This window comes from Streptomyces sp. SM18, assembly GCF_002910775.2.
In the GTDB taxonomy this organism is placed as follows: domain Bacteria; phylum Actinomycetota; class Actinomycetes; order Streptomycetales; family Streptomycetaceae; genus Streptomyces; species Streptomyces halstedii.
The window spans coordinates 1,190,903-1,212,542 of the sequence record NZ_CP029342.1 but is presented as its reverse complement, the minus strand read 5'-3'; the positions used below and the strand labels follow the sequence as shown (position 1 = coordinate 1,212,542).

Below are 21,640 nucleotides of genomic sequence, written 5' to 3'. Positions count from 1 at the left end.
CCGTTCCCGGGCCGGTGGTGGCCGCTTGCGGCTCTCGGGCAGGGCTTGCCGCGTCTCCCGGGACCGGTGGTCACCGCTGCTGCTTCCGGGGCCGCCGGCCGCCGCGATCCGTGCCGGGCCGCGCCGCCCCGCTCACAGCAGTGCGAACTGCCCCTCGGGGCCTTCCTCCCGGTGGTCCAGCACCGAGGCGGGCCGTCGCGCGGAGGCGGGGACCGGAAGGACCCCGGCCATCCGCAGCTCCTCCCCGTCCAGCACGGCCGACCCGTCGAGCCGCTCCCACAAGGCTTGTTGACGGGGCGTCAGCTCGTCGAGCAGGGCGAGGACGGTGATCAGCTCCAGCAGGTCCGAGGTCCACTCCTGAGGCCAGGCGTCCGGGCGCAGCGCCGCCAGTCCCTCCACCCCGTCCCTCACCGCGCGGCGCCCGAACCAGAGCTCCAGCATCCGCACCCCGCCCACCCGGAACTCCCACGCCCCGGCGGGCACGGGCGAGATGCGGCCCTCGTCCAGCGTGAGCGTCCCGGTGGCCGGGTCGTAGCCCAGCTCGGCCGGCCGGGGCGGGATCGTGGCCCGCACATAGGGCCGCCTGCCGCCCGGGAGCCTCGGCCGCTCCCCGCCGCGCGCCCCGCGCAGGTGCGTCCGCAGCATCTCCCCGCCCAGCTCCACCCCCTCCTCCCACAGCGCGCGGTCGGCGGGGAGCGGTACGAACGGGCCGGCCGGGGAGGGGCGGGCGGCGGCCAGGACCCAGGCCAGGACCGCTTCGGCGGTGACGGGCGTGCCGTACCGGGCACCCAGCAGCTCCGGCAGGCCGGGCGCGAGATTGGGCTCCCGGCCGCCCGGCCGCCGGTAGAGCGGCCGGACGCGGCCCGGACGGCCTCCCGGGGAGTGGCCGTCGGGCAGCAGCGCCGTCGCCGACAGGGCGGGTTCGGCCGCGCCGGGCACGTACCCGTGTTCCACGGCGAAGACCTGGTGGGCGTCGGCGACCCGCCACAGCTCGGGCCGGGCCTCGTCGAGCAGCCGGTGGTCGGGGATCAGCCACTGCTCGTCGAACGGGCCGTGCAGGATGCGCACCGGTTCGGGATACGGGCCGGGGTCCCGGGCGAACGCGCCCGTCCCGGTGGACCGGCCCGGCAGCGCGGCGGCCCCCGTCCACGGCGTACGCGCACGGCCGGGCCGGAACAGCCGTTCCCGCTCGGCGCCCTCGGCCCGGACCAGCCGGTCCCAACGGGCCCGCAGGGACGCCGTGTCGGGCGCCGTCACCCAGGGGCGTCCGGTTCGCAGCGGACGTACGGACCAGGGCATCAGGTCGTCCAGCGGCAGAGGCCCCGCGCCCCCGCCGGCTCCGGTCGCCTCCCGTGCTGCCACCGTGCGGTCCTCCCCGTCGCGTCGCCCCCTTGCCGGCCCTCCGGCATCGTAACGAGGGCGCCCGGAACGGCGGGAGACGGCCGGTACGCGCACCGGTCAGTGCGCGTCCACCGTCACGGAGAACGAGAAGCGGTCGCCCCGGTAGCGGATGCGCGCCACGTCCACCACCCGGCCGTCGTCGTCGTACGTCACCCCCGTGTAGTGCAGGATCGGGCTGAGCAGCGGCACCTGGAGCAGCTCGGCCGTGGCCGGGTCGGCGAGCCGGGCCTCCACGGTGTCCGTGATCCGGGAGATCCGTACGCCGACGCCGTCACGCAGCACCTTCGTCATCGGCCACCGCACCAGGTCGGTCACGTCGATACGGTCCGCGAGCTCGCGACGCACCGCGTTCTCCGCCCAGTTGGTGGGTTCACCGGTCGCCTCGTCGCAGCGCAGCCGCCGGTAGCTCATCACCTCGGCGCAGTCGGGGAAGAACTCGGCCAGCTCTCCCGGCACCGGCGTCGGGCCGTGGTCGAGCACGGTGGTCCGCTCGCCCGACTGCTGGGCGACGATCGCGTCGATCGAACCCAGCAGCCGGACCGGTGAGACCCGCCGGGCGCGCGGCTCGATGAACGTCCCGCGTCTGCGGTGCCTGCTGATCAGGCCCTCCGACTCCAGCTCCTTGAGGGCCTGCCGCATGGTCAGCACGCTGACGCCGTAGTGCACGGCGAGCTTCTCCTCGGTCGGCAGCCGCGAGGAGGCGTCCCGGGGACGGCCGAGCACGGAGGCCCGCAGGGACTGCGAGACCTGGTACCACAGCGGCAGTTTCCGGTTGAGCACCAGGGAGTCAGGGGCGAAGGCGGGGGTGGGGCGTCCCTCGTTCACCTGGTCCATCCGGTCACCGGGCCTCTCCGATCGATGGCCGGCCGAGGGGGTCTCACGGCCGGAAGTCGCGGCTGAGACCCTGCCACACGTCGTCGTACCCCCGCTGGAGATGGCCGGCGCCGGCGGCCTGCGCGGTCGCCGTGACCGGCCAGCGGGTCTCGAACATGAAGGCCAGCCCGTCGTCGATCTTCTGCGGCTTCAGCTCGGCGGCGCTGGCCCGCTCGAAGGTCTCACGGTCCGGGCCGTGGGCCGACATCATGTTGTGCAGCGATCCGCCGCCGGGTACGAACCCGCCGGCCTTCGCGTCGTACGCGCCCTCGATCAGGCCCATGTACTCGCTCATCACGTTGCGGTGGAAGTACGGAGGGCGGAAGGTGTCCTCGCCGACCAGCCAGCGGGGCGCGAAGACGACGAAGTCCACACCGGCCAGCCCCGGGGTGTCGGACGGCGAGGTCAGCACGGTGAAGATCGACGGGTCCGGGTGGTCGTAGCTGATGGTGCCGATCACGTTGAAGCGGCGCAGGTCGTAGACGTACGGGGTGTGGTTGCCGTGCCAGGCGACGACGTCCAGCGGCGAGTGGTCGTACGTCGCCGACCAGAGGTTCCCGCAGAACTTGTTGACCACCTCGACGGGGCCCTCGCGGTCCTCGTACGCGGCCACCGGCGCCAGGAAGTCCCGTGCGTTGGCCAGGCCGTTGGCGCCGATCGGACCGAGGTCGGGGAGGACGAAGGGCTGCCCGTAGTTCTCGCAGACGTACCCCCGGGCGGTGGCGTCCAGGAGCTCGACCCGGAAGCGGACACCGCGCGGGATCAGCGCCACATGGCCGGGCTCGGCGCGCAGCGGGCCCAGCTCGGTGCGGAGCAGCAGCCCGCCCCGCTCGGGGACGATCAGCAGCTCGCCGTCGGAGTCGCTGAACACCCGGTCGGTCATGGAGGAGTCGGCGCTGTACAGGTGGACGGCCATGCCGGTGCGCTGCGCGGCGTCGCCGTTGCCGCCGAGCGTCCACAGCCCGGACAGGAAGTCCGTGCCCGGCGCCGGATCGGGCAGCGGGTCCCAGCGCAGCCGGTTGGGGTCGGTGACCGACTCGGTGAACGGGGCGGTGCGCAGCGTGCCGTTGCCGACGCGGGTGAACGCCGGATGCGCGGCGGACGGGCGGATCCGGTAGAGCCAGGAGCGGCGGTTGCGGGCGCGGGGCTCGGTGAACGCCGAACCGCTCAGCTGCTCCGCGTACAGCCCGAGCGGGGCGCGCTGCGGGGAGTTGCGGCCGTGCGGCAGGGCGCCCCGGACCGCCTCGGAGCTGTGCTCGTTGCCGAATCCGGCGCTGTACGCGAGGTTTTCGGCCGCTTTCCTCGCCTGCTCGATGCCGCTCATCTTGCGCTCCCGGTGGATAAGGAATCCCGTGGCTGGGCCGGACCCCCCGACGAGGAATCCTATGGACAACCGTAGGAATCGGGGGGCGGCCCGTCAACGGCACACGCCGGGGCGGCCGGGTGCGCCGGGCGGGGGAGCGGGACGAGGAACCGGCCACGGGGCCGTCCATGTCCGGCCACCGGGGCCGAGACCGTGCCCTCTGAAGCCCGTTGAGGCCCGTTGAGGCCCTCTGAAGCTCTTTGAAGCCCTTCGGATCCGGCCATCTGGGCCGGCCGGGCCACACGGAACGAACCGGCCATGGTGGCCGACCGGCCCGTGCGGAACCGGCCGGCGAGGCCACGGCATCATGGTGTGCGTGCCTCCTCATCCCCATGCGAACCTCCGGCGGGTCCCCGTCCAGCAGCGCAGCGCCGAGCGGCTGGCCCGGATCCTCGACGCCGGCGCCGGACTGCTCGACGAGACCGGCTACGAGCAGCTCTCCACCCGCGCGGTGGCCGACCGCGCCGGGGTGCCGATCGGCTCGGTCTACCGGTTCTTCCCCAACAAGCGGGCCCTGGTGGACGCCTTGGCCGAGCGCAACCTGGACCTCTACGCCGAGCGGATCGTGGGCCGCCTCGGTGCCGTCCCGGAACGGGAGTGGCGGGCGGCGATCGACGCCGTCCTGGACGAGTACCTGGCCATGAAGCGGACCGTCCCGGGCTTCACCCTGGTCGACTTCGGCCCGCCCGTGCCGGCCGAAGGCGCCCCCGACGACGCCAATCTGCGGGTCGCCGGCCGGCTCGCGGCCCTGCTGGCCGGACACCTCGGCCCCGCCCTGAAGGAAGGGGCCGGCGACCGGGGAGAGGGCCGTGACACGGGAGACGAGCTCGACCCCCGGCTCCCACGCATCCTCCTCGTCTGTGTGGAGGCCGCCGACGCCCTGCTCCAACTCGCCTTCCGCACCGACCCCTCGGGCGACGCCGCGCTGATCGCCGAGACACGGACCCTGCTCCAGGCCTACCTCGCCCAGACCTTCGACTGACGCCCCGCCCCCTGGGGCCCGTCCGGACCGCTCCCGACCCGCGCGTCCGGACCGGAGGGCAGGTGCCGCTCCTCGTGGACCTCGCGCACCTGTACGTCTTCGCCCCCTCCGGGCGCCGTATCTGCCCGCCGCCGAGGACGTTCCCGGACTCGACGGATGACCGCTCCGCTCCCGGGGCAGGCGTGACCCGCGTCTCCGGCCGTTTCCTGGCGCCGAAAAACTAACGGCGCTAGTTTGGGGCGGCGGGCCGGAACCGCCCGTACGGCGCACGACCGCGGCGGCGGGCACGGCGAGACCCGGGAGGAACGGCCATGAAGGCACACGACGGGATGTACATCGGCGGGGAGTGGCGGCCCGCACACGGCCGGGACACGATCACGGTGGTGAACCCGGCGGACGAGCGGGTCGTCGGACAGGTCCCGGCCGGTGGTGCCGGGGACGTGGACGACGCCGTACGCGCCGCACGGGCCGCGCTGCCGGGCTGGGCGGCCACCCCGCCCGCCGAGCGCGCCGCGCGGATCGCCGCCCTGCGCGACGTGCTGGCGGCCCGCCAGGACGAGATCGCCGAGACGGTCACCGCCGAGCTGGGCTCCCCGCTGCCCTTCTCCCGGTCGGTGCACGCCGCTCTGCCCGTGGCGGTGGCGGGCTCGTACGCCGAACTGGCCGCCTCCCACACCTTCGAGGAGACGCTGGGCAACTCCACCGTCCTGCACGAGCCCGTCGGCGTCGTCGGCGCGATCACCCCCTGGAACTACCCGCTCCACCAGATCGTCGCCAAGGTGGCCCCCGCGCTGGCCGCGGGCTGCGCCGTGGTCCTCAAGCCCGCCGAGGACACCCCGCTCACCGCCCAGCTCTTCGCCGAGGCCGTCCATGAGGCGGGGCTGCCGGCCGGGGTGTTCAACCTGGTCACCGGCCTCGGCCCGGTCGCCGGGCAGGCCCTCGCCGAGCACGAGGGAGTCGATCTGGTCTCCTTCACCGGCTCCACGGCCGTCGGCGCACGGATCGGCGCCGTCGCGTCGGCGGCGGTCAAGCGCGTCGCCCTGGAACTCGGCGGCAAGTCCGCCAACGTCATCCTGCCCGGCGCCGACCTCGCCAGGGCCGTCCACGTCGGCGTCGCCAACGTGATGGCCAACTCCGGCCAGACGTGCAGCGCGTGGACCCGCATGCTGGTCGACGCCGAACGGTACGAGGAGGCGGTCGCCCTGGCAGCCGCGGCCCTCGCCAAGTATGTGCCGGGCGAGCGCATCGGACCGGTCGTCAGCGCCAAACAGCGGGCACGGGTGCGCGGTTACATCGAGAAGGGCGTCGAGGAGGGCGCCCGCCTCGTCGTCGGAGGCCCCGAGGCGCCCATGGAGCGGGGGTACTACGTCAGCCCCACCCTCTTCGCGGACGTCACACCCGACATGACCATCGCCCAGGAGGAGATCTTCGGCCCGGTGCTGTGCGTGCTGCGGTACGAGGACGTCGAGGACGCCCTCCGGATCGCCAACGGCACCGTGTACGGACTGGCGGGCGCGGTCTGGGCCGCCGACGACGCCGAGGCCGTGGCCTTCGCCCGCCGCATGGACACCGGCCAAGTGGACATCAACGGCGGCCGCTTCAACCCGCTCGCCCCGTTCGGCGGGTACAAGCGGTCGGGGGTGGGGCGCGAACTCGGGCCGCACGGCCTCGCCGAGTACCTCCAGACCAAGTCCCTCCAGCTCTGAGCGGTTCCGGAGCCGCCGGCCCGTCCGGGCGGCTCGGACCTGTTCCGCCCCGCCGATCCACCGATCCCGTCCACCGAGGAGTCTGTTCGTGGTCCGCGCCGCCGTACTGCCCGCCGTCGGAGCTCCGTTGGAGATCACCGACATCGAACTTCCCGAGCCAGGACCCGGCCAGGTGCGCGTCTCCCTCGCCGCCGCCGGGGTCTGCCACTCCGACCTGTCCCTGTCCGACGGCACCATGCGGCTGCCCGTCCCCGCCGTCCTCGGCCACGAGGGCGCCGGGACGGTGCTGGCCGTCGGGGAGGGCGTCACCCACGTCGGTCCCGGCGACGCCGTGGTCCTCAACTGGGCGCCCTCGTGCGGCGCGTGCTTCCACTGCCGGATCGGCGAGGTCTGGCTCTGCGCCGACGCGCTCAAGGGCGCGGCGAACATCCACGCCCGTACGGCGGACGGCACCGAGCTCCACCCCGGGCTGAACGTCGCCGCGTTCGCCCAGGAGACCGTCGTCGCCGCCAACTGCGTGCTGCCCGCCCCGGCCGGCGTCCCGCTCACGGACGCCGCGCTGCTCGGCTGTGCGGTGCTGACCGGATACGGGGCGGTCCACCACTCGGCGCGCGTCCGCGAGGGCGAGAGCGTCGTCGTGTTCGGCGTCGGCGGGGTCGGCCTCGCCGTGCTCCAGGCCGCGCGCCTCGCGGGGGCGTCCCCGATCGTCGCCGTGGACGTGTCACCGGAGAAGGAGGAACTGGCCCGCCGGGCCGGGGCCACCGACTACCTCGTCGCCTCCGACACCACCCCCCGCGCCGTCCGCAAGCTGACGGCCGGTCAGGGCGCTGACGTCGCCGTGGAATGCGTGGGACGCCCCGCCACGATCCGCGGGGCCTGGGACTCCACCCGCCGGGGCGGACGCACCACGGTCGTCGGGATCGGCGGCAAGGACCAGACGGTGGGCTTCAACGCGCTGGAGATCTTCCACTGGGGCCGCTCGCTCACCGGCTGTGTGTACGGTAACAGCGACCCCGCCCGCGACCTGCCCGTGCTCGCCGAGCACATCAGGGCCGGACGGTTCGACCTCTCCATGATGGTCACCGAGCGCATCGGCCTGGACGGCATTCCCGGCGCGTTCGAGAACATGGTGGCGGGCAGGGGCGGACGCGCCCTGGTCGTCTTCTGAGGGCCGCCCCGGATGGCGCCGGGGCGGTGCGCGGAGACCTCCGTCAGGGCTTCACCCCGCGCAGGACCTCCGCCTCCGGCCGGCGCGGGGCGGCGGGCGGCACGGTCAGCGGGTACCCGAGGCGCAGCACCATCTGCGGATGTCCGAAGTGCGCGGCGCTGCTGGAGACGTCCTCGCGCAACTCCGCGTCCTCCAGCGGCTGGTTGGCGAACGAGGCCGCGACACCGCGCCCGGTGGCCTCCAGCAGCACCCGCTCCAGCGCCTGGCCCCCCGCGACCCAGGAGACGGGGTTGTCGTCCGCGGTCTCCAGGACCGCGAGCGTCGGGTGCTGCTCGAAGGCGGCCGTACCGCGTCCGGGCAGGTCGAGCCCGTCCGCCAGGTCCCGTACCGCCGGGCCGTCGGACAGGCCGCGCGGCACCGGCCCCAGGTTCTCGACCGGGAGGACCGGCGGCCCGGACCTCCCGCCCAGCAGGGCGGCGCGGTCCTCCCGGGCGCGCTCGTCCTCGGTCCAGGTCGCCTTCCGGATCAGCGTCAGCACCCGCTGGTACTCCGGCTCCTCATCCAGCGCGCGCAGGGTCGCCCCCTCCCACGCCGCCGCGTCGTACAACAGGAGCATCAGGCCCGCGGGGACGGCCTGGGGCCGGAAGGGATAGCGGTTCGTGCGGCGCCGGCCCACACAGTGGTAGAGCGCCTCCAGCTCCGGATCCGGTGGCTCGTCGGCCACGGTGACCCGTGCGACCAGCAGCGGGTCACCGGCCTCGGGCAGCACCTCGGTCCGCGCCCCCCGGCCCAGCCGTGCCAGGGCCACCCGGGCGTTGAACACGGCGGCCCCGCACGAGAGATGGACGTCACGGGCGGCGGAGGCCGTCGCCGCCGGGGCACGGCCCGGATCGGCGTGCACGTCGATCCCGCGCGGCCCGGCGGTGAACGACCAGGGCTGGGTGTTCAGCACCGAGGGCGCCGCGGCCGCGGCGGTCACCAGAGTGCTCTGTTCCTGCGCGTCGAGGGCGTGGGCGGGGTGCGGCATGACTCGCTGGCCTCCTGCGGCTGGTCCGGCGACGGGGCCCTGCCGCCCGCGCCGAATACGGCTCAGCCCCCAGCCTTCGGCTTCGGCGCGAGGGGCATAAGGGCCCTGCGGCCCCCTCCGGAGGGCCGATCGGCCCCCTCGGGCCCCGGCGGCCGTCGCCGCGGCCGGGTCCGCGAGAGCGCCACCCCCGCGAGGCAGATCAGCCCGCCGCCGACCGTGAGCGGCGCGGGCACCTCGTCCAGCAGCAGCCACGACATGAGCACCACCAGCGCCGGAACCGCGTACGTGGTCGCGCCCATCCGGCCCGCGGTGGTGCGGGCCAGGGCATAGGCCCAGGTGGTGAACGCCAGCGCGGTGGGGAACACGCCCAGGTAGAGCATGTTCAGCGTGGCGGACAGCGGGGCGTGCGCCGCCTGCGACACCAGTACCCCGGAGAACGGCAGGCAGGCGACCGTACCGGTCAGGCAGCCGAACGTGGTGACCTGGAGCGCCGAACCGTGCCGCAGCGCCGGCTTCTGGCTCACCACTCCGCCCGCGTACGCCACCGCCGCCAGCAGGCAGAGCAGCACCCCGAGGACCGACGAGCCGCCGTCACCGGCCATGGACAGCCCGACCACGGCCGCGCCCGCGAACGACACCGCCATCCCCGCGAGCAGCCGGCGCGGCAGCCCCTCGCCCAGCAGTCCGGCCCCCAGCAGGGCGATCAGGAGGGGGCCGATGTTCACAACCATCGCGGCGGTGCCCGCGTCCACCTCCCGCTCACCCCAGTTGAGGACCACCATGTACAGCCCGAACCAGAGCAGCCCCGAGCGCACGATGCCGGGCCACGCGGCCCTCGGCGGCAGCCCTTCGCGGCGTACCAGCAGGATCGTCCCGAGCGTCAGCGTGCCCGCGAGCAGTCGCCCCAGGGCCAGCGCCCCCGGCGAGTAGGCCTCGCCCGCGCTGCGGATGGATACGAAGGCGGAGGCCCACAGGACCACCGTGGTGCAGGCGGCGGCGGGGGCGCGCCAGTCGCGGCCCGGCGAGGGGGCCGCGGTCGGTGTCGTCGTCATGGCGCCGACGCTACGGCCGCGAGGCTTCGGCCCCTACCGAATTGTCGGCGTCCGTCCATCGACGGCACCGTCACCGCCCGTCGATCGACTGCACCGTCAGCGCCCGTCGATCGACGCGGGGTCGATGCCCAGACGCGCGGTCAGGGCCCGCAGCCCCTCCGGGGTCGCCCGCACCGCCCGCCCCGTACCGACCCGCTCGCACCATCCGGCCTCCATCGCGTGCCGGCACAGGGCGGCGCCCGCGGCACCCGCCAGATGCGGCCGCCGCTCGGTCCAGTCCAGACAGCCCCGTGCCAGGGGCCGCCGGGACGCCGTGTCCAGCGGGACACCGAGCGCGCCGAACCACGCCAGCCCGTCCTCGGTGAGCGCGAACCCGGTGTCCTGGCGCAGGAGTCCGCGCGTCGTCATCGCCTCGGTGATCCGGATGCCGAGCCGGCCCGCGAGGTGGTCGTAGCAGGTACGCCCCCGGGCCAGCGCGTGGGCCGTGCTCGCCGCGCGCAGCGAGCGGGCGGGCGGCTCCCCGCCGGGAGCGGCGTACGCGGCCAGCTCCTCGACCAACTGGGCGGCCTGCCGTCCGACGAGCCGCACATAGCGGTGCCGGCCCTGGCGTTCCTCGGCCAGCAGCCCGCCCGCCACCAGCTTCCCCAGGTGTTCGCTGGCGGTGGAGGGAGCCACCCCCGCGCCACGGGCCAGCTCGCCCGCGGTCCAGGCGCGGCCGTCCAGCAGGGCGAGGCAGAAGACGGCGCGGGTCTCGTCGGCCAGCAGGGCGGCCAGGGCCGCCAGCCGGGCCGCCGCAGGTTCACTCGGTGTCGTACGGGCCATGCGTCCAGGATGCGTCAGGCACTCTTCGGTACGGGCCGAACGGTGTCGGACGGCCGCCGCGGCACGGGCGGGCGTCCTTCGGCCCGGGTGGAGGGCCGGTCACGCCCCGGACGGCGCGCGCGGGACCTTCCGGCCGGTGACCGTCTGCTCGTACTGGAGCGCCAGCCCGTCCAGCAGGGCCCGCAGTCCGGTCTCGAAGGCGCCCTCGTCCACCTGCTGGCGCCGCTCGGCCAGCAGATGGGCCTGCCCCAGGTGCGGGTAGTCGGCCGGGTCGTACGCCGTCTCGTCGTCCACGAACCCACGGGCGAAGGAACCGAGCGCCGAGCCGGTGACGAAGTAGCGCATCAGCGCCCCGATGTACGTGGCCTGGGCGGGCGGCCAGCCGGCCCGGACCATCGCGCCGAACACCGCGTCGGCGACCCGCAGGCCGGCCGGGCGGCGGCCGGGACCCTGGGCGAGCACCGGGACGATGTGGGGGTGCGCGGCGAGCGCGGCCCGGTAGGAGAGGGCCCAGTCGCGCAGTGCGGCGGGCCAGTCGCGGGCGTCCCCCTCCTGGAACATCGACAGATCCACCTGGGCCGAGACGGCGTTGGCCACCGCGTCCAGGAGCTCTTCCTTGTTGCGGAAGTGGTTGTACAGCGAGGGCCCGCTGACCCCCAGCTCGGCGGCCAGCCGCCGGGTGGAGACGGCGTCCAGCCCCTCGGCGTCCACGAGCGCGCCCGCCGCCTCGACGATGCGGTCTCTGCTGAGGAGGGGCTTGCGCGGTCGGGCCATGCGGCACATAGTAGGGCCTGCGCAGAGAAAACTAGCAGTGCTAATTTAAAGTGGGGTGTCGCAGGATGAACCTGGAGCTGAGCGAGGAACAGGAAGCGGTGCGCGAGCTCGCCGAGGACTTCGTCGCACGGGAGATCACCCCGCACGTCGTCGCCTGGGACCGTGCCGAGAGTGTCGACAGGTCGATCGTGAAGAAACTGGGCGCGCTGGGCTTCCTCGGGCTCACGATCCCGGAGGAGTACGGCGGCTCCGGCGGCGACCACCTGGCGTACTGCCTGGTGACCGAGGAGCTGGGGCGCGGTGACTCCTCGGTGCGCGGCATCGTCTCCGTCTCGCTCGGCCTGGTCGCGAAGACCATCGCGTCCTGGGGGGACGAGGAGCAGAAGCGGCGGTGGCTGCCCCGGCTCACCGCGGGCGAGGCCGTCGGCTGCTTCGCGCTGACCGAGCCCGGCACCGGCTCCGACGCGGGGAACCTGAGCACGAGGGCGGTGCGCGACGGCGACGACTACGTGATCAACGGCTCCAAGATGTTCATCACCAACGGCACCTGGGCCGATGTCGTCCTGCTCTTCGCCCGCACCGGGGACGTCCCCGGCCACCGGGGCGTCTCCGCCTTCCTGGTGCCGGCCGACACCCCCGGCCTGACCCGGCGCACCGTGCACGGCAAGCTCGGACTGCGCGGCCAGGCCACGGCGGAACTGGTGCTGGAGGACGTCCGCGTCCCGGCCGCCACGCTCCTGGGGCCCGAGGGCAAGGGCTTCTCCCTCGCCATGTCGGCCCTGGCCAAGGGGCGCATGTCGGTTGCGGCCGGCTGTGTCGGCATCGCCCAGGCGGCCCTGGACGCCGCCGTGCGGTACGCGGGCGAACGCGAGCAGTTCGGGCGGCCGATCGCGGGCTACCAGCTCGTCCAGGAACTCATCAGCGACATCTCCGTGGACGTGGACGCGGCGCGCATGCTGACCTGGCGCGTGGCCGATCTCGTCGACCGGGGCCGGGACTTCGCGACCGCCGCCTCCACCGCGAAGCTCTTCGCCTCCGAAGCCGCGGTCCGCGCCGCCAACAACGCCCTCCAGGTGTTCGGCGGGTACGGCTACATCGACGAGTACCCGGTGGGCAAGCTCGTCAGGGACGCCCGTGTGATGACCCTCTACGAGGGCACCAGCCAGATCCAGAAGCTGATCATCGGCCGCGCGCTGACGGGCGTCTCCGCCTTCTGAGTACGGGCGGAGTGCCCCGCCTTCCGGGCGGGCCGGGTGCCCCGCCTTCTGAGTACGGGCTGAGTACTCCGGCGGATGTGCCGCACGCCACCGCGCCGGATGCTGTGCGGCATGAGCGAGACCACGCACGTCAAGCAGCAGAGCACCGCGGCCTTCTACGGGCAGGCCGTCCTCTCCTTCGGGGTGGCCCTCGGCGCGGTGGCCCTCGGTATCTTCTTCCTCGACGCCGACGCCTGGGTGCGGGCCTTCCTCGCCGTCGGCGTCCTCTACCTCGTCACCTCCTGCTTCACCCTGGCCAAGATCGTCAGGGACCGGCAGGAGGAGGGCAGGATCGTCAGCCGGGTCGACCAGGCCCGGCTGGAGAAGATCCTCGCCGAGCACGACCCCTTCCAGAAGATCTGACGGCCACGTACCCCGGACACCTCTAAGCGCTTGCTCAGGTTCGCGGTATGGTGTTCGTCCTGCGAGGGGAAAGGGATCTGTGGCGATGAGCGCGGCGGAGGAGACCGGCGGCGAGGACACGCCGTGGAGCGAGGTCACACCGGAGGCGGCCCGGCGGCTGCTCGTGGCCGCCGTCGAGGCCTTCGCCGAGCGCGGCTACCACGCGACCACCACCCGTGACATCGCCGGCCGGGCCGGGATGAGCCCCGCCGCGCTGTACATCCACTACAAGACGAAGGAAGAGCTGCTCCACCGGATCAGCAGGATCGGCCACGAGCGGGCCCTGCGCCTGCTGGAGGCGGCGGCGAGCGGGGACGGCACGGCGGCCGACCGGCTCGCCGACGCCGTACGCTCCTTCGTCCGCTGGCACGCCGAGCGCCACACCACGGCACGGGTCGTGCAGTACGAGCTGGAGGCCCTCGGCGACGAGCACCGCGCCGAGATCGTCGGCCTGCGCCGGAAGACCGACGCGGTGGTGCGGGGGATCATCAGCGAGGGCGTACGGGCGGGGGAGTTCGAGGTCCCCGACGTGCCGGGCACCACGCTGGCGGTGCTGTCGCTCTGCATCGACGTGGCGCGCTGGTTCAACGCCCAGGGCAGCCGGACGCCCGACGAGGTCGGCGCGCTCTACGCCGGCCTGGTCCTGCGCATGGTCGGCGCGCGGAGGTAGCGGGCACTGCCCCGCGCGTGCGCGCCGACACGTTCGCGGCCGGGAAGCGGCTCGGGAAGCGGACCGCGAGCGCCCGTGAGCGGCCCGGAAGCGGACCACGAGCGCCCGTAAGCGGCTCGGGAATCGGACCACCAGCGCCCCTGAGCGGCTCAGAAGTAGTAGCGCGAGACCGACTCGGCCACGCAGGCCGGCTTGTCGCCGCCCTCGCGCTCGACCGTGACGAGGGCGGTCACCTGCACCCCGCCGTCCGCCTCCTCGACGCCCTTGAGCACCGCCGTGGCGCGCAGCCGCGAGCCGACCGGCACCGTCGAGGGGAAACGCACCTTGTTGGTCCCGTAGTTGATGCCCATCTTCGCGCCCTCGACCTGGAGGACCTGCGGGACCAGCACGGGCAGCAGTGAGAGCGTGAGGTAGCCGTGCGCGATCGTCGTACCGAAGGGACCGGCGGCGGCGCGTTCGGGATCCACATGGATCCACTGGTGGTCGCCGGTGGCCTCCGCGAACCGGTCGATCCGCCGCTGGTCGATCTCCAGCCAGTCGCTGTGCCCCAACTCCTGGCCCACCGCGTCCCGCAGCTCCTGCGCGGACGTGAAGATCCTCGGCTCTGCCATGGTCCCGCTCCCTGCCTTCCCGTGCCCGCGTCGGCGGGCGCTCCGTCCGGGCGCTTCTCCCCGGAGCTGTCTAAGCGCTTGCTCAGCATGCGGGGGCGGCGCGGCCCTGTCAACGACGGACCGGCGGGAGGAGACGAAAAGCGCGGGCGGCGACGGAACGGGGAGCAGTAGGCTCGGTGGGGTGCCTCAGATCCCTCAGACGCTCCATGAACTCACGGTCGGCCAGCTCTCCGCGCGCAGCGGGGCCGCCGTCTCGGCCCTGCACTTCTACGAGTCCAAGGGCCTGATCACCAGCCGCCGCACCAGCGGCAACCAGCGCCGTTACACCAGGGACGCGCTGCGCCGGGTCGCGTTCGTCCGCGCGGCGCAACGGGTCGGCATACCGCTGGCCACCATCCGGGAGGCGCTTGCCGAACTGCCCGAGGAGCGCACCCCGAACCGGGACGACTGGGCGCGGCTCTCCCGGGCGTGGCGCTCCGAGCTGGACGACCGGATCAGGCAGCTCGGGCGGCTGCGGGACCACCTCACGGAGTGCATCGGCTGCGGCTGCCTGTCCCTGGAGAACTGCGTGCTGTCCAACCCCGACGACATCTCGGGCGAGTCGATGGCGGGCTCGCGCCTGATGCCCGAGCGTCCCGCTCGGGAGTGCACGTAGCGCGCAGCGGCTCACGCGGGCGCGCCGCCCGCCGTGCCGTGGTCCGTCCCACCCGCGCGGGACGGCTCACGCCGCCGACGCCAGACCGCCGGCCGGGGTGCTCCTGGCCCGTGCCAGCGCACCCGCGGTGAGCACCGGCCGGGGGACCACGATGCCGCACCCCGTGCAGACCGGGCCGAACCACGGTTCCCGTGCCAGGTCCCGCCGCCAGACGATGTCCGTCTCCGCGCAGACCGGGCAGGCCGCCCCCGGCTCGCCGCCGAGGGCCGCGATCAGCCGGTCCAGCACCTCGGCCAGCGGTGCGCTCGGATGGACCCCGGGGTCGTCGCAGGGCGCGATGTCCCGGCCGCCCCAGGTCCGCCGGTGCCAGTCGTCGAACGTGCCCGGCCGGCGCAGCCCGTCGTGCTTCTCCCGCCGCCGCCGCGCGGCGAACCCCTCCTCGTACGCGAGCCAGACGGCCCGCGCCTCCTCCAGCTCCTCCAGCGCCCCGATCAGGCGCTCCGGATCGGGTGCCCGGTCCTCCGGCCCGATGCCGTGCCGCGCACACAGATGATCCCAGGTCGCGCGGTGACCGTAGGGGGCGAACCGCTCCAGGCATTTGCGCAGCGAATACCGCCGCAAAGCCAGATCGCCCCGTGGATCGCGGACCTGTCTCGCAAGACTCCGGAAACCGGCCATGGCACTGCCACCTCCGTCGCTCGTACTTCGGCGTCAAGGGATGGACGTACGAGTGCCCCGTTCGGCTCCATCGAAAGGTGAAACGTGTCCGGTTCCTGAGACGTTCCGGGAAGGGCCGTGCGATCGGGTGTGCCGGTTCGGGAGAAGTGACTGATGTTCACCTTCCCGAGGGGGCCTACCGCCGGTAACCTCCGTGCGCATCGGCCATCCGGAGGAGCACGCATGCCCCCACGCACCCGCACGCTCAGAGCCGCCACAGTCGCGGCCGTCCTCGCCCTCGGTACGTCCCTGCTCGCCTCGGTCCCGCAGGCCGGCGCGGCGCAGCCCGTGACCGCCGCCCTCACCGACCACTGCCAGGGGCAGTGCGCCGACATCCTGCCGCCCGGCGAGAACGGCAACGCCACCCTCGTCGAGATCCTCGGCAACAAGGCGTTCGGCACCCACCCCGCCCACAGCGACGACCAGCTCGACCGGTACAACGGCCTGGTCGCGGGGCATACGGGCCTCACCGACCAGAAGCTCACCGACTTCTTCAACGACGCCTCGTTCGGGGTCCCCACGAACCAGGTCGAGTCCGTCACCTCGCCCCGCGAGGACGTCACGATCACCCGGGACAAGAAGACCGGCGTCCCCCACATCAAGGGCACCACCCGGTACGGCACCGAGTTCGGCGCCGGGTTCGCGGCCGGCCAGGACCGGCTGTGGCTGATGGACCTCTTCCGGCACATCGGACGCGGCCAGCTCACCTCGTTCGCCGGCGGAGCGCTCGCCAACCAGGGCCTGGAGCAGCAGTTCTGGCCGCAGGCCCCGTACACCGAGGCGGATCTGAAGGCCCAGGTCGAGTTCATCCGCAGCAGCGAGGGCGCCCGCGGCGAACAGGCCATGGCCGACGCGCAGGCCTATGTGGACGGCATCAACTCCTACCGGGAGAAGTCCAAGAAGGGCCGCTACTTCCCGGGCGAGTACGTCCTCACCGGCAAGATCGACTCCATCACCAACGTGGGCGAGATCCAGCCGTTCGAGCTGACCGACCTGATCGCCATCGCCACGGTCGTCGGCGGGCAGTTCGGCGGGGGAGGCGGCGGGGAGGTGCAGGCGGCGCTCTCCCTGCTGGCCGCCCAGGAGAAGTACGGCGTCCAGGAGGGCACCCGGGTCTGGGAGTCCTTCCGCCAGCGCGACGACCCCGAGGCCGTCCTCACCATCCACGACGGCACCTCGTTCCCGTACGCGGGCAAGCCCGACCAGGCGCGCGGCACCGCCCTCCCGGACCCGGGCTCCGTCACCCCCGAACCGCTGATCTACGACCGCACCGGGGCGGCGGGCACGAACAAGAAGGCGCCGGTCGACGCCCCGGCCCGCCTCGCACCGGCCCAGGGAATCTACGACGACGGGGTGGTCCCGGAGGGCTCGCTGCCCGGTACGGGCGACGGCGCCGGCAAGCGCGGCATGTCCAACGCCCTCGTGGTGTCCGGCGAGCACACCGCGAGCGGGAACCCCATCGCCGTGTTCGGCCCGCAGACCGGCTACTTCGCCCCCCAGCTGATGATGCTCCAGGAGATCCAGGGGCCGGGCATCAGCGCCCGGGGCGTCTCCTTCGCGGGCGTCGGCATGTACATCCAGATGGGCCGTGGCCAGGACTACGCCTGGAGCGCCACCTCCGCCGCCCAGGACATCACCGACACCTACGCGATCGAGCTGTGCGAACCGGACGGCTCCGCGCCCACCAAGGACTCCACCCACTACCTCTCCCGCGACACCTGCACCGCGATGGAGAAGATGGAACGCACCAACTCCTGGAAGCCCACGGTCGCCGACTCCACCGCCAAGGGCTCGTACCGGATGCGCGTGTGGCGGACCGACTACGGCGTCGTCACCCACCGCGCCACGGTGGACGGCAAGCCCGTCGCGTACACCTCGCTGCGCTCCACCTACCGGCACGAGGCCGACTCGATCATCGGCTTCCAACTGCTCAACGACCCGGCGTACGTCACGGACGCGGCCTCCTTCCAGCAGGCGGCGAGCCACATCGACTACGCCTTCAACTGGTTCTACGCGGACTCGCGCACCGCGGCCTACTACAACAGCGGGATGAACCCGGTACGGGCACCCGGCGTGGACCCGGCCCTGCCGGTCAAGGCCGAGAGGGCGTACGAGTGGCGGGGCTTCGACCCGGCGGCCAACACCACCGACTACACCCCGTTCGCCGAGCACCCGCGGTCCATCGGCCAGGACTACTACATCTCCTGGAACAACCGGCAGGCCAAGGAGTACGCCGGCGCCGTGTTCGGCTTCGGCGCCGTCCACCGGGGGGACCTGCTCGACCAGCGGGTGTCCGCACTGGTCGAGGCCGGCGGCGTGACCCGCGCCTCCCTCACCCGCGCCATGGCCGAGGCGGCCGTCACCGATCTGCGGGGCGAGCAGCTGCTGCCGGAACTCCTCAAGGTGATCCGCTCCCAGCCGGTCACCGATCCGGCCCTCAACACCGTGGTCCAGCAGCTGGACTCGTGGCGGGCGGCCGGCTCCCAGCGCAAGGAGACGTCCGAGGGCTCGCACACGTACACCCACGCGGACGCGGTCCGGATCATGGACGCCTGGTGGCCCGCGCTGATCGAGGCGGAGTTCCGGCCCGGACTCGGGGACGACCTCTACACGGCGTTCACCGCGAGCCTGGCCACCGACGAGTCCCCGGCCGCCAGCCACGGGCCGAGCGGTGCGCACAGCGGCTCCGCCTTCCAGTACGGCTGGTGGGGCTTCGCCGACAAGGACCTGCGCCAGGTGCTCGGCCAGAACGTCAAGGGGCCGCTGGCGAAGACGTACTGCGGCAACGGCGACCTGAGCGCCTGCCGCGACGCGCTGCTGACCACCCTGAAGAAGGCGGCCGCCACCCCGGCGACGACGGTCTACCCGGGCGACGACAGCTGCAAGGCCGGTGAGCAGTGGTGCGGTGACGCCATCGTCCACCGTCCGCTGGGCGGGATCGCGCACAAGACGATCCACTGGCAGAACCGCCCGACCTACCAGCAGGTCGTGGAGTTCCCCTCCCACCGGTGACCACCGGCGGCCCGGCCACCGGCGCCCCCGCTGAGCAGGGGATGTCCGGTGGCCGGGCCGTCAGGCCGCGGACGGGGTCCGGCCATGACCGCGACGGCGCGCCTGGAGGCGCTCACCGCCGCCCCGTACCCGTCACCGGTACAGCAGGTACTCCCGGCGCACCCTGCGGAACGCGGCCAGGTCGGCGGCCCACGCCCCCACCACCTCGTCGGTGTCCGCGCCCGCGTCGATCATCGTGCGGACCCGGGTGTTGCCCGTGAGCTTGTCGATCCAGTTGTCCGGGCGCCACGCGAATCCGCTCCATGTCCGCTTCGCCGTCACCAGCAGCGCGATCCCGGTGCGGACCGGGTCGAAGGCCTCGCGGTCGTGGACGTGCAACTGCACCCCGCCGACCGTCTTCCCCTCGAACTTGGAGAACACCGGCGCGAAGTACGCCTCGCGGAACGCCACCCCGGGCAGCCGCTGCGCGTTCGCGGCCGCCGCCCACCGGTGGTCGATCCCCTCCGCGCCCAGCAGTTCGAAGGGCCGGGTGGTGCCCCGCCCCTCGGAGAGGTTCGTGCCCTCGAACAGGCAGGTGCCCGGGTAGACCAGCGCCGTCTCCGGGGTCGGCATGTTCGGGCTCGGCGGCACCCACGGCAGCCCCGTGGTGTCGAAGAAGTCGGAGCGCCGCCACCCGGACATCGTCACGACGTCCAGCTCCACCGGCCGCGCCGCCAGGAACTCCTTGTTGAAGAGCAGCGCCAGTTCGGCGACGGTCATCCCGTGCGCCTGGGCGATCTCCCGGCGCCCCACGAACGTACCGAACGCCGGATCGAGCACCGGCCCCAGCGCGGCCCGTCCGGTCACCGGGTTCGGCCGGTCCAGGACGACGAACCGCTTGCCCGCGAGCGCCGCCGCCTCCATGCAGTCGTACAGCGTCCAGATGTACGTGTAGAAGCGGGCCCCGGCGTCCTGGATGTCGAAGACCACCGTGTCCACGCCGGACGCGGTGAAGACGTCCGCCAGTTCCTGACCGCTCTTCAGATACGTGTCGTAGACCGGGAGTCCGGTCGCCGGGTCGTCGTACCTGCCTTCCGAGCCGCCCGCCTGCGCGGTGCCCCGGAAGCCGTGCTCGGGCCCGAAGACCGCGGTGAGGTTCACCCGGCGGTCGGGGTGCATCACGTCCACGATGTGCCGTACGTCGGTGGTGACCCCGGTCGGGTTGGTGACCACGCCGACCTTCTGCCCCGCCAGAAGCCGGTAGCCGTCGGCGGCCAGCCGGGCGAAGCCGGTACGGACGCCACCGCGCCCGGAACCGTGCCCCCGGTCCGGGGCGGCGGCGGCCGTCCCGGACCCGGCCGCCGTGGCCGCGAGCGCCCCCACCGCACCGCCGGCGGCCAGCAAACCACGCCTGGACAGGGTCATTCCGCTACCTCCATGATCGCGCTGAGTGTCATGGTCATGCACGCTAGCGCGGTCGTGCGCTCCAGGGAACGCACCGGCCGGGGCGGATTCCCCCTCCTGTCGCCGGCCTCTTCCGCGACCACATACCGACTGGTTAGTCTGCCGGGGACGGCGGAGAGAGGCGGCAGGGGATGAGTACGGTGCGAGGCACGGGTGTCGTGGTGACCGGGGCCGGCGGCGGCATCGGCGCCGCACTGGCCCGCAGATTCGCCGCGGAGGGCGCCCGGGTCGTCGTCAACGACCTCGACGCCGACCGGGTCAAGGGGCTCGCCGACGAGATCGGCGGCACGGTCGTGGCCGGTGACGCCTCCGGCGTGGTGGACGCGGCCCGCGACGCGCTCGGCGGCACGGTGGATGTCTACTGCGCCAACGCGGGCCTCGCCGCGGGCGGTGACGCGTTCGCGGACGAGGACGTGTGGGCCGCGGCCTGGGACGTCAACGTCATGGCGCACGTCCGCGCCGCCAGGGCGCTGCTGCCCGACTGGCTGGAGCGCGGCAGCGGCCGCTTCGTCTCCACGGCCTCCGCGGCCGGACTGCTGACGATGATCGGGGCCGCCCCGTACAGCGTGACCAAGCACGGCGCGGTCGCCTTCGCCGAATGGCTCTCCCTCACCTACCGGCACCGGGGGATCAAGGTCCACGCGATCTGCCCGCAGGGCGTGCGCACGGACATGCTCACGGCGGCCGGGACCGCCGGGGACCTGGTCCTCGCCCCCACCGCGATCGAACCCGAGGCCGTCGCCGACGCGCTGTTCGACGCCATGGAGCGGGACCGCTTCCTGGTCCTGCCCCACCCCGAGGTCGCCGGCTACTACCAGGCACGGGCCAAGGACCCCGACCGGTGGATCGGCGGCATGAACCACATCCAGCGCACCTGGGAGGCGAACGGCGCGTGACCGGGCCGGTCCCGGTGGAGATCCTGGCGGACCCGCCCAGGGCGGCGAGTGGGAAGATCCTCGGGCGGAGACCGCGTTCCCTCCGGTAGGCGGTGTACGCGAGAGGGTTCATGGACAGCACGAGAGAGCGGGTGGCGACAGTGGCCAAGGCGATGGAAGGGGACGGGGCACCGGTCCCCCAGAGGCTGCTGGCCGCCGCCACCCGGCTCTTCGCGGAGCAGGGGTACGACCGCACCTCGGTCCAGGAGATCGTGGAGGCGGCGGGCGTCACCAAAGGGGCGCTCTACCACTACTTCGGCTCCAAGGAAGACCTCCTCCAGGAGGTCTACGCCCGGGTGCTGCGCCTCCAGCAGGAACGCCTCGACGCCTACGCGAACGCCGACACGCCGATCGAACAGCGGCTGCGCGACGCGGCCGCGGACGTGGTGGTCACCACCATCGACAACCTCGACGACGCCGCCATCTTCTTCCGCTCGATGCACCACCTGAGCCCGGAGAAGAACAAACAGGTCCGCCTGGAACGCCGCCGCTACCACGAGCGCTTCCGCGCCCTGATCGAGGAGGGCCAGCGGACCGGCGTCTTCTCCACCGCGACCCCCGCTGACCTGGTTGTCGACTACCACTTCGGCTCGGTCCACCACCTGTCCACGTGGTACCGGCCGGGCGGCCCCCTCAGCCGCCAGGAGGTCGCCGACCACCTGGCGGACCTGCTGCTCCGGGCGTTGCGGCCCTGACGGAGGCGCCTCCCCGCACACGCGCTCTGATCAGCCCTTTGCACCTGCCGGCACAGGATGCGAGGGGCTCACCGGG

20 protein-coding genes are annotated in these 21,640 nt (G+C 73.5%); 10 read left to right on the top strand and 10 right to left on the bottom strand.

Annotated elements, in window-relative coordinates; translation table 11 throughout:
* Positions 1–132 precede the first annotated feature (132 nt).
* From B9S64_RS05290 to hmgA, 3 genes are all read right to left on the bottom strand, one after another.
* Positions 133–1,362 (bottom strand): type ISP restriction/modification enzyme, encoded by a 1,230-nt coding sequence (locus B9S64_RS05290; RefSeq protein ID WP_103493265.1) that lies wholly within the window; start codon positions 1,360–1,362, stop codon positions 133–135.
* Positions 1,363–1,458: 96 nt separating this feature from the next.
* The gene (locus B9S64_RS05285; RefSeq protein ID WP_103493266.1) at positions 1,459–2,235 is read right to left on the bottom strand and encodes a GntR family transcriptional regulator; all 777 of its coding nucleotides are present in this window, start codon (positions 2,233–2,235) and stop codon (positions 1,459–1,461) included.
* A gap of 43 nt (positions 2,236–2,278) precedes the next feature.
* Entirely contained in the window at positions 2,279–3,598 is a 1,320-nt protein-coding gene (hmgA, locus tag B9S64_RS05280) for a homogentisate 1,2-dioxygenase (RefSeq protein WP_103493267.1), read from the bottom strand.
* A gap of 346 nt (positions 3,599–3,944) precedes the next feature.
* Here hmgA and B9S64_RS05275 point away from each other — a divergent pair, with 346 nt between their 5' ends.
* From B9S64_RS05275 to B9S64_RS05265, 3 genes are all read left to right on the top strand, one after another.
* Complete coding sequence (locus tag B9S64_RS05275) at positions 3,945–4,619, top strand: TetR/AcrR family transcriptional regulator (RefSeq protein WP_103493268.1); 675 nt, start codon at positions 3,945–3,947, stop codon at positions 4,617–4,619.
* A 311-nt stretch (positions 4,620–4,930) separates the two neighbouring features.
* Positions 4,931–6,325 carry an aldehyde dehydrogenase family protein gene (locus tag B9S64_RS05270; RefSeq protein WP_103493269.1) on the top strand — a complete coding sequence of 465 codons (1,395 nt, stop codon included), beginning with the start codon at positions 4,931–4,933 and terminating at the stop codon, positions 6,323–6,325.
* An 88-nt stretch (positions 6,326–6,413) separates the two neighbouring features.
* Complete coding sequence (locus tag B9S64_RS05265) at positions 6,414–7,493, top strand: zinc-binding dehydrogenase (protein WP_103493270.1); 1,080 nt, start codon at positions 6,414–6,416, stop codon at positions 7,491–7,493.
* A 43-nt stretch (positions 7,494–7,536) separates the two neighbouring features.
* On the opposite strand, the gene B9S64_RS05260 is transcribed toward B9S64_RS05265, so the two are convergent.
* The 4 genes from B9S64_RS05260 to B9S64_RS05245 form a co-directional block, all read right to left on the bottom strand.
* On the bottom strand, positions 7,537–8,520 hold the full coding sequence (locus B9S64_RS05260) for an Acg family FMN-binding oxidoreductase (RefSeq protein ID WP_103493271.1): 984 nt from the start codon (positions 8,518–8,520) through the stop codon (positions 7,537–7,539).
* 62 nt (positions 8,521–8,582) lie between these two features.
* Positions 8,583–9,572 carry a DMT family transporter gene (locus tag B9S64_RS05255; protein WP_103493272.1) on the bottom strand — a complete coding sequence of 330 codons (990 nt, stop codon included), beginning with the start codon at positions 9,570–9,572 and terminating at the stop codon, positions 8,583–8,585.
* Positions 9,573–9,668: 96 nt separating this feature from the next.
* Complete coding sequence (locus tag B9S64_RS05250) at positions 9,669–10,394, bottom strand: helix-turn-helix transcriptional regulator (protein WP_103493273.1); 726 nt, start codon at positions 10,392–10,394, stop codon at positions 9,669–9,671.
* 99 nt (positions 10,395–10,493) lie between these two features.
* Positions 10,494–11,168: a TetR/AcrR family transcriptional regulator gene (locus tag B9S64_RS05245; RefSeq protein WP_103493274.1), complete on the bottom strand. Its 675-nt coding sequence runs from the start codon at positions 11,166–11,168 to the stop codon at positions 10,494–10,496.
* 65 nt (positions 11,169–11,233) lie between these two features.
* Between B9S64_RS05245 and B9S64_RS05240 the strand changes: the two genes are divergently transcribed.
* The 3 genes from B9S64_RS05240 (at position 11,234) to B9S64_RS05230 (ending at position 13,496) form a co-directional block, all read left to right on the top strand.
* A complete protein-coding gene (locus B9S64_RS05240; protein WP_103493275.1) occupies positions 11,234–12,385 on the top strand; it encodes an acyl-CoA dehydrogenase family protein in 1,152 nt (383 codons plus the stop codon).
* Between the two features lie 111 nt (positions 12,386–12,496).
* Positions 12,497–12,787: a YiaA/YiaB family inner membrane protein gene (locus tag B9S64_RS05235; protein ID WP_103493276.1), complete on the top strand. Its 291-nt coding sequence runs from the start codon at positions 12,497–12,499 to the stop codon at positions 12,785–12,787.
* Positions 12,788–12,872: 85 nt separating this feature from the next.
* Complete coding sequence (locus B9S64_RS05230; protein WP_103493277.1) at positions 12,873–13,496, top strand: TetR/AcrR family transcriptional regulator; 624 nt, start codon at positions 12,873–12,875, stop codon at positions 13,494–13,496.
* Between the two features lie 149 nt (positions 13,497–13,645).
* On the opposite strand, the gene B9S64_RS05225 is transcribed toward B9S64_RS05230, so the two are convergent.
* Positions 13,646–14,107, bottom strand: coding sequence for a MaoC family dehydratase (locus B9S64_RS05225; RefSeq protein ID WP_103493278.1), 462 nt, complete (start codon positions 14,105–14,107; stop codon positions 13,646–13,648).
* Between the two features lie 181 nt (positions 14,108–14,288).
* On the opposite strand from B9S64_RS05225, the gene soxR reads away from it, so the two are divergent.
* Complete coding sequence (gene soxR / locus B9S64_RS05220; RefSeq protein WP_103493279.1) at positions 14,289–14,762, top strand: redox-sensitive transcriptional activator SoxR; 474 nt, start codon at positions 14,289–14,291, stop codon at positions 14,760–14,762.
* A 66-nt stretch (positions 14,763–14,828) separates the two neighbouring features.
* Here the strand turns inward: soxR and B9S64_RS05215 are convergent, their stop codons facing one another.
* Complete coding sequence (locus B9S64_RS05215) at positions 14,829–15,440, bottom strand: hypothetical protein (RefSeq protein WP_103493280.1); 612 nt, start codon at positions 15,438–15,440, stop codon at positions 14,829–14,831.
* A gap of 222 nt (positions 15,441–15,662) precedes the next feature.
* On the opposite strand from B9S64_RS05215, the gene B9S64_RS05210 reads away from it, so the two are divergent.
* The gene (locus B9S64_RS05210; RefSeq protein WP_103493281.1) at positions 15,663–18,491 is read left to right on the top strand and encodes a penicillin acylase family protein; all 2,829 of its coding nucleotides are present in this window, start codon (positions 15,663–15,665) and stop codon (positions 18,489–18,491) included.
* Between the two features lie 132 nt (positions 18,492–18,623).
* Here the strand turns inward: B9S64_RS05210 and B9S64_RS05205 are convergent, their stop codons facing one another.
* The gene (locus B9S64_RS05205; protein WP_103493282.1) at positions 18,624–19,895 is read right to left on the bottom strand and encodes an exo-beta-N-acetylmuramidase NamZ domain-containing protein; all 1,272 of its coding nucleotides are present in this window, start codon (positions 19,893–19,895) and stop codon (positions 18,624–18,626) included.
* A 170-nt stretch (positions 19,896–20,065) separates the two neighbouring features.
* Here B9S64_RS05205 and B9S64_RS05200 point away from each other — a divergent pair, with 170 nt between their 5' ends.
* Together B9S64_RS05200 and B9S64_RS05195 are read left to right on the top strand one after the other, a co-directional pair.
* On the top strand, positions 20,066–20,830 hold the full coding sequence (locus tag B9S64_RS05200) for an SDR family oxidoreductase (RefSeq protein ID WP_103493283.1): 765 nt from the start codon (positions 20,066–20,068) through the stop codon (positions 20,828–20,830).
* Positions 20,831–20,940: 110 nt separating this feature from the next.
* Positions 20,941–21,564: a TetR/AcrR family transcriptional regulator gene (locus tag B9S64_RS05195; RefSeq protein ID WP_374936097.1), complete on the top strand. Its 624-nt coding sequence runs from the start codon at positions 20,941–20,943 to the stop codon at positions 21,562–21,564.
* Positions 21,565–21,640 lie beyond the last annotated feature (76 nt).

What these genes read in the sequence shown, in the direction of transcription:
- B9S64_RS05275 (WP_103493268.1), top strand. Translation starts at nt 3,945, where the DNA reads ATGGTGTGCGTGCCTCCTCATCCCCATGCGAACCTCCGGCGGGTCCCC.
- B9S64_RS05240 (WP_103493275.1), top strand. Translation starts at nt 11,234, where the DNA reads ATGAACCTGGAGCTGAGCGAGGAACAGGAAGCGGTGCGCGAGCTCGCC.
- B9S64_RS05235 (WP_103493276.1), top strand. Translation starts at nt 12,497, where the DNA reads ATGAGCGAGACCACGCACGTCAAGCAGCAGAGCACCGCGGCCTTCTAC.
- B9S64_RS05210 (WP_103493281.1), top strand. Translation starts at nt 15,663, where the DNA reads ATGCCCCCACGCACCCGCACGCTCAGAGCCGCCACAGTCGCGGCCGTC.
- B9S64_RS05200 (WP_103493283.1), top strand. Translation starts at nt 20,066, where the DNA reads ATGAGTACGGTGCGAGGCACGGGTGTCGTGGTGACCGGGGCCGGCGGC.
- B9S64_RS05215 (WP_103493280.1), bottom strand. Translation starts at nt 15,440, where the DNA reads ATGGCCGGTTTCCGGAGTCTTGCGAGACAGGTCCGCGATCCACGGGGC.
- B9S64_RS05205 (WP_103493282.1), bottom strand. Translation starts at nt 19,895, where the DNA reads ATGACCCTGTCCAGGCGTGGTTTGCTGGCCGCCGGCGGTGCGGTGGGG.
- B9S64_RS05225 (WP_103493278.1), bottom strand. Translation starts at nt 14,107, where the DNA reads ATGGCAGAGCCGAGGATCTTCACGTCCGCGCAGGAGCTGCGGGACGCG.
- B9S64_RS05195 (WP_374936097.1), top strand. Translation starts at nt 20,941, where the DNA reads ATGGACAGCACGAGAGAGCGGGTGGCGACAGTGGCCAAGGCGATGGAA.
- B9S64_RS05260 (WP_103493271.1), bottom strand. Translation starts at nt 8,520, where the DNA reads ATGCCGCACCCCGCCCACGCCCTCGACGCGCAGGAACAGAGCACTCTG.
- hmgA (WP_103493267.1), bottom strand. Translation starts at nt 3,598, where the DNA reads ATGAGCGGCATCGAGCAGGCGAGGAAAGCGGCCGAAAACCTCGCGTAC.
- B9S64_RS05245 (WP_103493274.1), bottom strand. Translation starts at nt 11,168, where the DNA reads ATGGCCCGACCGCGCAAGCCCCTCCTCAGCAGAGACCGCATCGTCGAG.
- B9S64_RS05270 (WP_103493269.1), top strand. Translation starts at nt 4,931, where the DNA reads ATGAAGGCACACGACGGGATGTACATCGGCGGGGAGTGGCGGCCCGCA.
- B9S64_RS05285 (WP_103493266.1), bottom strand. Translation starts at nt 2,235, where the DNA reads ATGGACCAGGTGAACGAGGGACGCCCCACCCCCGCCTTCGCCCCTGAC.
- B9S64_RS05255 (WP_103493272.1), bottom strand. Translation starts at nt 9,572, where the DNA reads ATGACGACGACACCGACCGCGGCCCCCTCGCCGGGCCGCGACTGGCGC.
- B9S64_RS05250 (WP_103493273.1), bottom strand. Translation starts at nt 10,394, where the DNA reads ATGGCCCGTACGACACCGAGTGAACCTGCGGCGGCCCGGCTGGCGGCC.
- B9S64_RS05230 (WP_103493277.1), top strand. Translation starts at nt 12,873, where the DNA reads ATGAGCGCGGCGGAGGAGACCGGCGGCGAGGACACGCCGTGGAGCGAG.